At 63.1% G+C, this 13,325-nt stretch carries 15 protein-coding genes; 12 read left to right on the top strand and 3 right to left on the bottom strand.

Annotation, left to right across the window (positions count from 1 at the left end):
- The first annotated feature begins 101 nt into the window (after positions 1-101).
- From ftsZ to moaC, 4 genes are all read left to right on the top strand, one after another.
- Positions 102-1,289 carry a cell division protein FtsZ gene (gene ftsZ, locus QUG01_RS06155; RefSeq protein WP_043623812.1) on the top strand — a complete coding sequence of 396 codons (1,188 nt, stop codon included), beginning with the start codon at positions 102-104 and terminating at the stop codon, positions 1,287-1,289.
- A 113-nt stretch (positions 1,290-1,402) separates the two neighbouring features.
- Positions 1,403-2,314 (top strand): UDP-3-O-acyl-N-acetylglucosamine deacetylase, encoded by a 912-nt coding sequence (lpxC, locus tag QUG01_RS06150; RefSeq protein WP_500829458.1) that lies wholly within the window; start codon positions 1,403-1,405, stop codon positions 2,312-2,314.
- 3 nt (positions 2,315-2,317) lie between these two features.
- Positions 2,318-2,500 carry a hypothetical protein gene (locus tag QUG01_RS06145; protein WP_500829361.1) on the top strand — a complete coding sequence of 61 codons (183 nt, stop codon included), beginning with the start codon at positions 2,318-2,320 and terminating at the stop codon, positions 2,498-2,500.
- A 183-nt stretch (positions 2,501-2,683) separates the two neighbouring features.
- Positions 2,684-3,163, top strand: a complete 480-nt coding sequence (gene moaC, locus QUG01_RS06140; protein WP_500829360.1) for a cyclic pyranopterin monophosphate synthase MoaC — start codon at positions 2,684-2,686, stop codon at positions 3,161-3,163.
- Between the two features lie 48 nt (positions 3,164-3,211).
- On the opposite strand, the gene QUG01_RS06135 is transcribed toward moaC, so the two are convergent.
- From QUG01_RS06135 to QUG01_RS06125, 3 genes are all read right to left on the bottom strand, one after another.
- The gene (locus QUG01_RS06135; RefSeq protein WP_500829359.1) at positions 3,212-3,817 is read right to left on the bottom strand and encodes a hypothetical protein; all 606 of its coding nucleotides are present in this window, start codon (positions 3,815-3,817) and stop codon (positions 3,212-3,214) included.
- Positions 3,818-3,885: 68 nt separating this feature from the next.
- Positions 3,886-4,392 (bottom strand): CNP1-like family protein, encoded by a 507-nt coding sequence (locus tag QUG01_RS06130; protein ID WP_500829358.1) that lies wholly within the window; start codon positions 4,390-4,392, stop codon positions 3,886-3,888.
- Between the two features lie 14 nt (positions 4,393-4,406).
- Positions 4,407-5,171, bottom strand: coding sequence for an NRDE family protein (locus QUG01_RS06125; protein WP_500829357.1), 765 nt, complete (start codon positions 5,169-5,171; stop codon positions 4,407-4,409).
- A gap of 123 nt (positions 5,172-5,294) precedes the next feature.
- On the opposite strand from QUG01_RS06125, the gene QUG01_RS06120 reads away from it, so the two are divergent.
- The 8 genes from QUG01_RS06120 to QUG01_RS06085 all read left to right on the top strand — a co-directional run bounded on the left by QUG01_RS06120 (position 5,295) and on the right by QUG01_RS06085 (position 13,197).
- A complete protein-coding gene (locus QUG01_RS06120; RefSeq protein WP_043623827.1) occupies positions 5,295-5,525 on the top strand; it encodes a sulfurtransferase TusA family protein in 231 nt (76 codons plus the stop codon).
- Positions 5,526-5,585: 60 nt separating this feature from the next.
- Complete coding sequence (pyrC, locus tag QUG01_RS06115) at positions 5,586-6,620, top strand: dihydroorotase (RefSeq protein WP_500829356.1); 1,035 nt, start codon at positions 5,586-5,588, stop codon at positions 6,618-6,620.
- Between the two features lie 433 nt (positions 6,621-7,053).
- Entirely contained in the window at positions 7,054-8,670 is a 1,617-nt protein-coding gene (locus QUG01_RS06110) for a peptide ABC transporter substrate-binding protein (RefSeq protein WP_500829355.1), read from the top strand.
- Positions 8,671-8,810: 140 nt separating this feature from the next.
- Positions 8,811-9,731, top strand: coding sequence for an oligopeptide ABC transporter permease OppB (oppB, locus tag QUG01_RS06105; protein ID WP_500829354.1), 921 nt, complete (start codon positions 8,811-8,813; stop codon positions 9,729-9,731).
- 13 nt (positions 9,732-9,744) lie between these two features.
- Entirely contained in the window at positions 9,745-10,659 is a 915-nt protein-coding gene (locus QUG01_RS06100) for an ABC transporter permease subunit (RefSeq protein WP_500829353.1), read from the top strand.
- A 23-nt stretch (positions 10,660-10,682) separates the two neighbouring features.
- Positions 10,683-11,684, top strand: a complete 1,002-nt coding sequence (locus QUG01_RS06095; RefSeq protein ID WP_500829352.1) for an oligopeptide/dipeptide ABC transporter ATP-binding protein — start codon at positions 10,683-10,685, stop codon at positions 11,682-11,684.
- A complete protein-coding gene (gene oppF / locus QUG01_RS06090) occupies positions 11,677-12,666 on the top strand; it encodes a murein tripeptide/oligopeptide ABC transporter ATP binding protein OppF (protein ID WP_500829351.1) in 990 nt (329 codons plus the stop codon). The genes QUG01_RS06095 and oppF overlap by 8 nt, the downstream gene beginning before the upstream one ends.
- A gap of 108 nt (positions 12,667-12,774) precedes the next feature.
- Positions 12,775-13,197, top strand: coding sequence for a DUF3224 domain-containing protein (locus QUG01_RS06085; protein WP_500829350.1), 423 nt, complete (start codon positions 12,775-12,777; stop codon positions 13,195-13,197).
- The last annotated feature ends 128 nt before the right edge of the window (positions 13,198-13,325 follow it).

Below are 13,325 nucleotides of genomic sequence, written 5' to 3'. Positions count from 1 at the left end.
TCAGATTAGGGCCGTCGGCGAGGGCCGGCGGTGTACGCAATGTTGTTCGGGCGCAGTACAAAGCAGTTTGATTGGCTCATCTTTTATGTGAGGAGAGGGAAATGAGCGGAATGGTATTCGAAGTGATGCAAGAGACGGCCAACTCGGCCGTGATCAAGGTGATCGGCGTGGGCGGCGGCGGTTGCAATGCCATCGACAACATGATCTCCGGCAACGTGCACGGCGTGGAATTCATTTGCGCCAACACCGACGCGCAGTCGCTGCAGCGCAATCGCGCGCCGCAGAAGCTGCAGCTGGGCACCAACCTGACGCGCGGCCTGGGCGCCGGCGCCAATCCGGAGGTGGGCCGCAGCGCGGCGCTGGAAGACCGCGAACGCATCGCGGAAACCCTGCGCGGCGCCAATATGGTGTTCGTCACCGCCGGCATGGGCGGCGGGACCGGCACCGGCGCCGCCCCGGTGGTGGCGGAAGTGGCCAAGGAAATGGGCATCCTGACCGTGGGCGTGGTCACCCGTCCGTTCGACCATGAAGGCAAGCGCATGAAAGTGGCGCAGAACGGCATCGAGGACCTGAAGAAGCATGTGGACTCGCTGATCGTGATCCCCAACGAGAAGCTGATGGAAGTGCTGGGCGACGACGTCACCATGCGCGAAGCCTTCCGCGCCGCCGACGATGTATTGAAGGGCGCCGTGGCCGGCATCGCCGAAGTGATCACCTGCCCGGGCCTGATCAACGTCGACTTCGCCGACGTGCGCACCGTGATGAGCGAAATGGGCCTGGCGATGATGGGTTCCGCCTACGCCTCCGGCATCGACCGCGCCCGCGTGGCCGCCGAGCAGGCCGTGGCCAGCCCGCTCTTGGACAACATCACGCTGGAAGGCGCTCGCGGCGTGCTGGTGAACATCTCCACCGCCCCGGGCTGCCTGAAGATGAGCGAGTACCGCGAGATCATGGGCATCATCCGCCAGTACGCGGACGAGGACGCGCAGATCAAGTTCGGCACCGCCGAAGTGGAAGACATGCCGGAAGACACCATCCGCGTGACGCTGATCGCCACCGGCTTGGGCCAGAAGAAGGCTGCCCGCAACGAGGATCGTCCGGAGTACATCAAGATCGTCAAGACCGGCACCGACGACCGCGCCGTGGAAATGGTGAACTACGAAGACCTGGATGCGCCGGCCATCATGCGCACCGGCCGTCGCCGCGCCGCGCAGTCGCTGGACTTTTCCAATCCGGAAGTCAGCGAGAGCTACGATATTCCGGCCTTCCTGCGCAAGCAGGCGGACTGAGCGAGGGATGCGGATAGATAAACGCTATTCATGCTAGCGAATCAATCAATAAAGCATAGGCAGTCGCTATGCTAGAATCGGGTTTTCCCGTCTGGATTGAGTAGCCTGAAATGATCTTGCAGCGCACGCTGAAGCAAGCGATCAGCGCCACGGGCGTCGGTCTGCATTCCGGCGAGCGGGTGAAGCTCACCCTGCTGCCGGCGCCGCCCGATACCGGCATCCTCTTCCGTCGCACCGACTTGCCCGAGCCGGTGGATGTGAAGGTGGACCCATTGCTCGTCAACGACACGCGCCTCTCCTCCACGCTGGTGACGGACACCGGCGTGCGTGTCGGCACGATCGAGCATCTGATGTCGGCCTTCGCGGGTTTCGGCATCGATAACCTGGTCGTCGAAGTGACGGCGGCGGAAATCCCCATCATGGATGGTTCCGCCGCGCCGTTTCTGTATCTGTTGCAGACGGCCGGGATTGTCGAGCAGCCCAAGAAAAAGCGTTTCATCCGCGTCAAACAGACCGTGATGGTGGAAGACTGCGGCGTATGGGTCCGGCTGGACCCATACGACGGCTTCAAGATCACCCTGTCCATCGAGTTCAACCATCCGGCGTTCAACCGCGCGCCGCAGACCGTGGTGGTGGACTTCGCCCGCCACTCGTATAGCGACGAAATCAGCCGCGCCCGCACTTTCGGCTTCATGCACGAGGTGGAATACATGCGCAACCACGGCCTGGGCCGCGGCGGCAGCCTGGACAACGCCATCGTGATCGATGACGAGTACGTGCTGAATCCGGAGGGCCTGCGCTTCCCGGACGAGTTCGTCCGCCACAAGATTCTGGACGCGATCGGCGACCTCTACATCGTCGGCCATCCGCTGATCGCGGCCTTCTCCGGCCACAAGTCCGGCCATGCGATGAACAACAAACTGCTGCGCAAGCTGCTGGAAACGCCGGAGGCCTGGGAGTTCGTCAGCTTCGACGACGTGCTGGATGCGCCGTCCAGCTTCCACCAGCTGCCGCAGCAGGATTAGGCCGTGTTCGGCTTCTGGCGGCTGTGGCTGCTGGCGACGATACTGGCGATAGGCTGGGCGCTGCTGTGCTTTGCGCTGACCCGTGACCGCCGCTATCTGCGCTGCGTGCTGGCTATTGTCCGCTGGAGCGCCGGCCTGTTGATCATCGTCGCCTGTTTCTGGCTCATATTCCGCCTGCTGCGTTGAATGCAGTCCTGAACAAATTTAGCCATCGCCACGGAAACACACGGAAGAACACGGAACTTAGACGCTTGGACGCACAAGAGATGACTACCGGCCTCGTGCGTCGTTAAAAAAGCAGCGGCAGATTTTGTCCGCGTCTTTCCGTGCGCTTCCGTGGCTGATCCTGTTTTACTCGAAAGGTTTGCCATGACCCGACTGACCCATTTCGACGCCGCCGGCCAGGCTCATATGGTCGATGTCGGCGGCAAGGCCGCCACGGCGCGGCGCGCCGTGGCCGAGGGCATGATCCGCATGCTGCCGGCCACGTTCGCGCTGGTGAAAAGCGGCGGCCACAAGAAGGGCGATGTGCTCGGCATCGCCCGCGTAGCCGCGATCATGGCGGCCAAGAAAACCTGGGACTTGATTCCCTTGTGCCATCCGATCGCGCTGACGCGGCTGGCGGTGGATTTCGAACTGCTGGACGACTCGTCGGCCGTGCGCATCGAAGTCACGGCGGAATGCCATGGCCAGACCGGGGTGGAAATGGAGGCGCTGACGGCCGTCAATGTAGGCCTATTGACCATCTACGACATGTGCAAGGCGGTGGACCGCGGCATGGAAATCAGCGGCATCCGCTTGCTGGAAAAAGACGGCGGCAAGAGCGGCAACTGGCGGGCGGAGGGCTAGGGTGCTTTTTATCCGTGCTCGTTTCCGCGCACCGATTAGGTGGGCAGTCTATTTGCCGGCCTCCTGGCCCAATAGCTGCGGGCTGGGGTAGCTGTCCAGATGCGCCGTGGGCGGGTGGATCTCATGCCAGCGGTCAAGACGGTTCCACTCGTACAGGCCGCGCCCGCGCTGCAAATGCAGGTAGACATGCTGGTAGCGCGAATGGGCCAGCATGCTGTGGGTCAGCTGGTTCAGTTCCGGAATCGAGATGTACAGCAGCAGAGTGGACGCCATCGCGCCGTGCTCGAAGGTGCCGGCCGCCAGCAGCAGATGCAGCTGATGGCCGTTGGGCACGTGGTAGTCCTTGCCGACCTTGGCCTCGATGCGGCAGGCGACGTCCAGCGCGTTGGCCGGCCGGGTGAACATCGAGCCTATGCCGCCTGCGGCCTGCTGGGCTTGCTGGACTTCCTTTTTGCGGGCATTGCGGCGGGCGTGCTCGCCGGCCAGCACCTCGGTCACCTCGATGGCCAGAAAGCGGCCATCTGACAGCGCCACGCCGACATCCGGCGCCGGGCACTTCAGCGATCTGACATCAATGGGCGCGATGCCTTTTTGCTCAAACAGCCGCCTGACCCATTCCCTTTCGCGATTTTCCTGCAGAGTTTGCTGATCCATCGGCGCCTACGCGAATGCAAGACAGATGCTTTATCTTAGAACATCCATCCGGCTATCCGCAGCGGGCTTCAGCCGCCTTTGCGCAGCGACTCCGCCGCCTGCGCGGCGTCGCGCGGCGCGCTGCCAAACGGACACAGCAGCGTGCGCAGCTCGCGGCGCAGCTTGTCGCTGTAGACGATGTCCTGCCACAGCGGGCGCATCGGTTCTATCCAGCGCTGGTTGACGCTGTCGCCGAAGCCATAGGCCCGGTATTGATTGCTCTTGCACTGGATGCCTTCGACGCTGAGGTTCTCCACCTGGCCGCTGAGCACCCGGCTGATGAAGCGCACCACGCCGTCCTGGCCCACGCTCAAGGTTTTGCCGTCGACAAAGAAGCGGTTGCTTTGCAGCCAGTCCGGCTTCACTTCTATCCAGTCGGCCGCCTGCGGGTAGGCCGGCAGCGAGTAGGCCTGCTCCTCCCATGGCTTGTCCACATCGAGGGCGTAGTTGTTGTTCTTGATCAGCTTGCCTTCGGCCTGCGCCGTCAGGCTCAGGCACAGCGCCAGCAGCGCCGGCAGGGTATGACGAAATTTCAATGGAGTGCTCCGGATCAGCGCGCCGTGCCGGCGCGCAGGTTGTAGTGGCGGCGGCCGGTTTCGCGTCCGGCCAGGCCCCAGCTGCGTTCGGAAAATCCGATATCGCCGCGATTGCTCACGGTCAGCAGCATGGAGCTGCGGGTGCCGTAGTCGCGGCCCTGGATGAAGATGGGCGACAGCGTTTTTTCCAGCGCCATGCCGATGCGGGTGTTGGGCAACTCGCCCGGCCCGGCCGGCGTCGGATCGGCCAGCGCCGCATAGGCCTGGTCTTCGGTCGGCGGCCGGCCGAATTCGCTCAGGTATTCCGCCAGCCGCCGGCATTTGAACCATGGCGTGTCCAGCGTGGCGTTGGACAGCGTGTGGATGCCCGGCGTGACGCGGGCGATCTGCCGGTTGGGGCTGTGGAAGAAGAACAGGTCGGCGCTGCTGCCGAACAGCAGATTGAACGGCGCGTAATGATGGCTCTCGGCCCGCAGCCAGTCGGCGAAGGCGAAAGGATCGTCGTCGCCGCTGACGAAGCGCTCCACCAGCTCGCCGCGCGAACGCTCCGCCTTGGGCGGGAAGCCGTCGCGGAAGTTGGTGATGGCGGCGATGCGGTTGCGGCCGTCCACCATCAGCCAGCTGCCGCCGGACTGCAAGTCGCGGCCGCCCAGCGTGTTGGGGTATTCCGGCCACCAATCCAGCGGCGCGGCGGGGCGGGCGTAGTATTCGTCGCGGTTGGCCAGCAAGACCAGCTGGCCCAAGCCCGGCGTTTTATAGGCAAAGGCGATGATGCACATGATACGGACCGATTTGGGTAAGGCTTGACGACTGGCGTAAACTATACGGCTACGGCTTGCCGCGCATCGCGGCCGCGCCATGTTCCCCTCATTGTAACCCGATATGGCTGAGGACACCGGCCCATGACACCCGACAAACACATCGACCTTTCCGGCTTGAACTGCCCCTTGCCGATTTTGCGCGCCAAGAAGGCGTTGGCGGACATGGCCAGCGGCGCCGTGCTGGAGGTGATCGCCACCGATCCGGGCGCGCCTAAGGATTTCGAGGCTTTTTGCCGCCAGACCGGCAATGGCCTGATGGAGTCGACCACGACAGCTGAAGGCAAGTTCCGAATGGTGCTGCGCCGCAAGTAAGCCCATGGCGACGGTTTTCCGTCGCCATTGTTTCATCCACCGTTACGCAAGCGATCCACCATGCAGACACTGACCCTGATCCGCCCCGACGATTGGCACCTGCACCTGCGCGACGACGCCGCGCTGGCCGCCGTGTTGCCCGATACCTGTCGCCAGATGGGCCGCGCCATCGTGATGCCCAATCTGAAGCCGCCGGTCACCACCGTCGAAGCCGCCGCCGCCTACCGCGAGCGGATTTTGGCCGCTCGTCCGGCCGGCAGCGCCTTCGAGCCGCTGATGACGCTGTATCTGACCGACAAGACCCGCGCCGAGGAGATCCGCAAGGCCAAGGCCAGCGGTTTCGTCCACGGCGTCAAGCTGTACCCGGCCGGCGCCACCACCAACTCCGATCATGGCGTCACCGACATCGCCCATGCCATGCCGGCGCTGCAGGCAATGGCGGAAGTGGGCATGCCGCTGTTGGTGCACGGCGAAGTCACCGACGCCGACATCGACGTATTCGACCGCGAGGCGGTGTTCATCGAGCGCGTGATGAAGCCGCTGCTGGCCAAGCTGCCGAATCTGAAGGTGGTGTTCGAGCACATCACCACGCGCGAGGCGGCCGAGTTTGTGGCCGCCGCGCCGGACAACATCGCCGCCACCATCACCGCCCATCATCTGCTGATGAACCGCAACGCGCTGTTTGTCGGCGGCATCCGGCCGCATCATTACTGCCTGCCGGTGTTGAAGCGCGAGCTGCACCGCCAAGCCCTGGTCAAGGCGGCTACTTCCGGCTCGGCCAAGTTCTTCCTCGGCACCGACAGCGCGCCGCACGCGAAGGGCGCCAAGGAGTCCGCTTGCGGCTGCGCCGGCATGTATACCGCCCATGCCGCAATCGAACTGTACGCCGAGGCCTTCGAGGCCGCCGGCGCGCTGGACAAGCTGGAGGCCTTCGCCAGCTTGAATGGTCCGGCATTCTACGGCCTGTCCGCCAACGCGGACCGTATCACCCTGGCCAAGGAAAGCTGGACGGTGCCGGCCGAGCTGCCGTATCCCGGCGATGTCCTCGTGCCGCTGCGGGCCGGCGACAGCGTGGGCTGGCGCATGAAACTGTAAAACGCCGTCAGTGTTGAGAAAAATTGATGGTAAAGCCGCTTTTCAGCGGCTTTTTTCATTTCAGGCGAAGCGGCTGCGTAAAATACTTCTTTTGATGATTCAAGCGCATTAGCATACTTCGCTCCAAGCCTGCGCCATGCTGGCGCGAAGCACGACAGGCATGAGTTTGGTTGATTTGAGGCAACAGGATTTGGCATGCAAAAATGCAATAGGTATAAAAAATAGCGGATGAGCAAGCCATTGATTTGTCCGAACAGTCCATTGTCAGACAAATCTTGCATGTTGAGGAAAATGAATGGAATAGTGCGCGTTTTAGGGCTTGAAGTATTCAAAACCCTCGGCGCATAATCAGCGATCCACTCTGGATACAATCGAGTGAAAAAAAATCGCGACCCGTTGCTCACGCGTCGAGACAGAACAAGGAGAGTAGAAAATGACTAACAAGCAATCGCTGCAGGGGATCGCCGCCGCTGTCGCGCTGGCCCTGGTTTCCGGTTCCGTGCTGGCCGCCAATGTGCCGGCCGGCGTCAAGCTGGCCGCTAAACAGGAGCTGGTGCGCTCCAATGGTTCCGAGCCGGAGTCGCTCGATCCCATGGTGGTGGAGGGGGTGCCCGCCAACATCATTACCCATGACCTGTTCGAAGGCCTGACCGCCACCGACAATGATGGCAAGCTGCTGCCGGGCGTGGCCGAGTCCTGGAAACAGACCAACCCCACCACCTGGGTATTCCACCTGCGCAAAACCGCCAAGTGGTCCGACGGCAGCGCCGTGACCGCCGACGACTTCGTCTACGGCATCCGCCGCCTGGTCGACCCCAAGCTGGCCGCCCCGTATGCCGGCACCTTCGGCATCTTCTTTGAAAACGGCCCGGATATCGTGGCCGGCAAGAAGCCGAATACCGCCATCGGCGTCAAGGCCTTGGACAAGTACACGCTGGAAGTGAAGACCGCCTTCCCGGTGTCGTATCTGCCTGAGCTGATGTCGAATGCCCAGCTCGGCCCCGCGCCGAAGGCCGTGATCGACAAGTACGGCAAGGACTGGACCAAGCCGGGCAAGATGGTGTCCAACGGCCCGTTCGTGCTGAAGGACTGGCAGGTCAACAGCAAAGTGGTGATCGAGAAGAACACGCAGTACTGGGATGCCAAGAACGTCCAGCTGACCAAGGTCAGCTTCCTGCCGATCGAAGACCAGAACGCCGACAACAAGCTGTATCTGTCCGGCCAGACCGACATGACCTATGAGATTCCGCCCGGCTCCTTCGCCAAGCTGAAGAGCGAAATGCCCAAGGATCTGAAGAACAATACCATTCTGGGCCTGCGCTACTACAGCCTGAACCACAAAGACCCGCTGATGAAGGACGTGCGTGTGCGCAAGGCGCTGTCCATGGTGCTGGACCGCGACCTCTTGGCGGCCAAGATCACCGCGGACGGCCAGGTGCCGGCTTATAGCGTGATGGTCAACGGCGTGCACGGCGCCAAGCCGTCCACCTACGATTGGGTGAAGTGGCCGATGGCCAAGCGCGTGGACGAGGCCAAGAAGCTGCTGGCCCAGGCCGGCGTGAAGCCGGGCACCACCATCAAGCTCTCTTACAATACCAGCGACTACCACAAGAAGATGGCCATCTTCGTGGCTTCCGAGTGGAAGACCAAGCTGGGCCTGAATACCGCCATGGACAACACCGAGTTCAAGGTATTCCTGAAGAAGCGCCATGACGGCGATTATCAGATCGCCCGCAACGGCTGGCTGGCCGACTACAACGATGCCACCACCTTCCTGGCGCTGATCCAGTGCGGCAACACCCAGAACGACAACTTCAACTGCAACAAGAAGGCTGACGCGCTGATCCAGCAGGGCAACGAGACCACCGATGCGGCCAAGCGCACCGAGTTGTTGACCCAAGCCACCAAGCTGGTGATGGAAGACTACCCGATGATCCCGGTGCTGCAGTACACCTTGCCGCGTCTGGTCAAGCCGTATGTCGGCGGCTACTCGCTGAAGAACACGGCTGACCGCTATCGCAGCAAGTACCTGTACATCATTCAGCACTAAGCGATTCCGCGCGGGAAGTTCCGCGTGACGAGGCCGGTTGTCCCGCAAGGGCAACCGGCCGATGATTGTGGTGTTCTCGCCCCGGGCGAGCGGCCGGCGTCCGCCTGCCGCCGAAGCGGGGCGAACGGGAGTTTGATGCGATGTGGTCTTACACTCTTCGCCGCGTGTTGGTGACGATACCAACCGTCTGGGCCGTTACGACGGTCTGTTACCTGTTGCTGCACTTGACCCCTGGCGGTCCGTTCGACGGCGAGCGCAAGGTATCGCCGGAAGTGCTGGCCAATCTGCAGGCCAAGTACCATCTGGACCTGCCCTTGTGGAAGCAGTATCTCTATTACCTGAACAGCCTGCTGCATGGCGATTTGGGCGCCTCGTTCCGCTACGCGGACTGGAGCGTCAATGATCTGGTGGCGCACGCGCTGCCGGTTTCCGCCGCCATCGGCGGCAGCGCCATCGTGATTTCGCTGGTGATCGGCGTACTGCTTGGCACCATCGCCGCCTTGCGCCAGAACAGTCTCATCGACTATCTGGTGATGCTGGTCGGCAATATGGGCAGCGCCTTCCCGTCCTTCATCATCGGTCCGGTGCTGGTGCTGATCTTCTCGATGCTGCTGCACTGGCTGCCGTCCGGCGGCTGGGATGATTTCGCCATTTCCTACATGGTGTTGCCGGTGGCCTTGCTGGTGTTCATCAACGTGGCCACCATCGGCCGCGTGATGCGCGGCAGCCTGATCGAGGTGATGAACAGCAACTTCATCCGCACCGCCCGCGCCAAGGGCCTGCCGCTGCGCACCATCGTGCTGCGCCACGCGCTGAAGCCGGCGCTGATGCCGGTGGTGACGCTGCTGGGGCCGCTGGCCATCTCGTCGATCACCTCCGCCGTGGTGACCGAGTCCATCTTCTCGCTGCCGGGTCTCGGCAAGCTGATCGTCAACGGCGCGTCCAACCGCGACTACACGCTGGTATTGGGCCTGGTGGTGCTGGTGACGGTGATCACCGTGGTGTTCAACCTCCTCGTCGACCTGGCATACGCCCTGCTCGATCCGAAGATCCGCTACTGAGGGGGATTTCGCAATGATGAAAAGCAAACAAGCCGCGGTTGCCGCGGCGCTGGAAACCGGTCTGGCCGAGGCCGCGACCGAGGGACGCAGCCCCTGGCGCGATGCCCGCATCCGTTTCTTCCGCAACAAGGCCGCCGTGGTGAGCCTGGTGATCCTGACCCTGATCACCCTGTCCTGTATCGTCGGCCCCTGGCTGCTGCCGCATGGCTACGCCGACACCGATTGGGATGCGATCAGCCTGGCGCCCACCTTCCACAACCTGCACCTGTTCGGCACCGACGAACTGGGCCGCGACCTGTTGGTGCGCACCTTGATCGGCGGCCGCATCTCGCTGATGGTCGGCCTGCTGGCCACCATCGCCGCGGTGATCATCGGCGTGCTGTGGGGCGCCACCGCCGGCTTTCTCGGCGGCAAGGTCGACAATGTGATGATGCGCGTCGTCGACATGATGTACGCCGTGCCCTACCTCTTGATCGCCATCCTGATGGTGACGCTCCTGGGCCGCGAGTTCTACCTGGTGGTGTTGACCATCACCATCCTGGGCTGGATGGACATGGCGCGCGTGGTGCGCGGCCAGACGCTGGCCATCCGTTCCAAGGAATACATCGAAGCGGCACACGCCATCGGGGTGTCCACGCCCACCATCATCTTCCGCCATATCGTGCCCAACCTCCTGGGCATCGTGGTGATCTACACCACGGTGACGGTGCCGGGCGTGATCCTGACCGAATCCGTGCTGTCCTTCCTCGGCCTGGGCGTGCAGGAGCCGATGACCAGCTGGGGCGTGCTGATCGGCGACGGCACCAAGGCCATGGAAAGCCAGCCGTGGATGATGCTGTTCCCGGCCGGCATGCTGTCCTTGACGCTTTACTGCGCCAACTATATCGGCGACGGCCTGCGCGACGCGCTGGACCCGAAAGACCGCTGACCCCAGGATAGACGAGGCAAGACATGAGCATTTTGAAAGTCAACAATCTCGGGGTGCAGTTCCAGACCAATGACGGCGTGGTCAACGCCGTCAACGGCGTGAGCTTCGAGTTGAACAAGGGCCAGACCCTCGGCATCGTCGGCGAGTCCGGTTCCGGCAAGAGCCAGACCGTGCTGGCGATGATGGGCCTGTTGGCCAAGAACGGCCAAGCCACCGGCGAGGCGCTGTTCCACGGCCAGAACATCCTGACCATGAGCGCGGCGCAGCTGAACAAGATCCGCGGCGACCGCATCTCAATGATCTTCCAGGACCCGATGACCTCGCTGAACCCGTATCTGACGGTGGAACGGCAGATGACCGAGGTGCTGGAGCTGCACAAGGGCATGAGCCGGCGCGACGCCAAAAAGCGCGCCATCGAACTGTTGGACGCGGTGCGCATTCCCGAAGCGGCGCGCCGGGTGGACATGTATCCGCACGAATTCTCCGGCGGCATGCGCCAGCGCGTGATGATCGCCATGGCGCTGCTGTGCGAGCCGGAAGTGCTGATCGCCGACGAGCCGACCACCGCGCTGGACGTGACGGTGCAGGCGCAGATACTGACCTTGCTGAAAGACCTGCAGCGCGATTTCGGCACCTCCATCATCATGATCACCCACGATCTGGGCGTGGTGGCGGGCCTGTGCGAAAACGTGCTGGTGATGTACGGCGGCCGCGCGATGGAATACGGCCGCGCCGACGACATCTTCTACCATCCGACCCATCCCTACACCATCGGCCTGCTGGGTGCCTTGCCGCGCTTGGACCACGATGGCAGCGACCTGGTCAGCATCCCGGGCAACCCGCCCAATATGGCGCATATGCCCAAGGGCTGCCCGTTCAGCGAGCGCTGCGTCCATGTCAGCGCCCGCTGCGCCGCCGAGCTGCCGCAACTGGCGGCCAGCACGCTCAACCCGAAGATTCTGCGCGCCTGCCACAAGCCGGCGGAAGAACTGGTGCAAGCCGCCGCGGAGGTGACCCATGTCTGAGAACAAGCCAGTCATTCTGTCGGTGCGCAACGTCAAGGTGCACTTCCAGGTCAAGGGCGACGACGCCTGGCCGTGGAGCCCGAAGAAAACGCTGAAGGCAGTGGACGGCGTCAGCTTCGATCTGCGCGCCGGCGAGACGCTGGGCGTGGTCGGCGAGTCCGGCTGCGGCAAATCCACGCTGTCGCGCGCCATTCTGAACCTGATCCCGGCCACCGACGGCGAGATCGTGTGGATGGGCAAGGACTTGCGCAAAGGCAGCCAGAGGGATTGGCTGAACGTGCGCAAGGATATCCAGATGATCTTCCAGGATCCGCTGGCATCGCTGAACCCGCGCATGACCATCGCCCAGATCATCGGCGAGCCCTTGCGCGTGCACAAGCCGGAGCTGTCGGCGGAAGAAGTCATGAAGCGCGTCAAGGCGATGATGAAGCGCGTCGGCCTGCGCGAGCAGATGATCAACCGCTATCCGCACGAGTTCTCCGGCGGCCAGTGCCAGCGCATCGGCATCGCCCGCGCGCTGATCCTGGAACCCAAGCTGATCATCTGCGACGAGCCGGTGTCGGCGCTGGACGTGTCGATCCAGGCGCAGATCATCAACCTGCTGAAGGAACTGCAGCGCGAGATGGGCCTGGCGCTGATCTTCATCGCCCACGACCTGGCGGTGGTCAAGCACATCTCCGACCGCATCCTGGTGATGTACCTGGGCCGCGAAATGGAACTGGCCAACAAGCATGCGCTGTACGACGTGCCCTCGCACCCGTATACCCGCGCCTTGCTGTCGGCGATTCCCATCCCGGACCCGAAGCTGGAGAAGAACAAGACCATTCAGATCCTGCAAGGCGATTTGCCCAGCCCGATCAACCCGCCGTCCGGCTGCGTGTTCCGCACCCGCTGCCCGCAAGCGGAGGCGCGTTGCGCGCAAGAAGCGCCCAAGCTGCGCAAGTTGAGCGAAGACACGCAGTCGTCCTGCCTGCTGGCTTGACGCGCTTGTCGCTGGCTTGAGCCACGCCGCCGGTTCTTGGCACCGGCGGCGTTTTTCTTTTCCGGCGTTCAGGGTTATGCTGATGGCTTCCCCACAAGAGGGCAGCGTATGAGCACCCATCTCGCAGTTTCGCTGGCTTGTGGTTTCCAAGCTAGCCAATGGCAGGAAGAGAGCCTGAATGCCGCCGATGGCGCAGGAGAGCTGAAGCGGGCCCGCATCGTCAACGTCTTGACCGGACCGCTCGAAGGAGAGGGCCGTCTGGAGTACCAGCTGTTGTACCCGGCGCGGCCGGGCGAAGGCGTCGTCTTCGTCGGCTACGAGAGGGTGACGGCACGCTGGGCCGGCAAGACGGGCAGCTTCGTTCTGCGGCATGACGGCGTCTACTCCCCGACGGCCGGCGTCAGCGGCAGCCTGCTGGTGGTGCCGGGCAGCGGCAGCGGCGATTTTTCCGCCTTGAGCGGCGACGGCCGCATCGTCGCGCGTCCGGGCGAGCATGGCGGAGAATATCTGCTGACGCTGAAGCTGGATTGAATCGCTAGGGGCTGTTGACGTTTGGTGAGCGGTCGCGCCGGAGCGCATTTCGCGCCGAATCGAGGCGTTTCGCGCGCCGCATAGTCATTCTCTGCCAGCGCGGAACAACGAAGAGTCGGCGCGAAAGG

It is taken from the genome of Chromobacterium sp. CCUG 76385 (assembly GCF_059916625.1).
The sequence above is the reverse complement of the archived record's forward strand: the minus strand, read 5'-3'. Positions and strand labels throughout refer to the sequence as shown.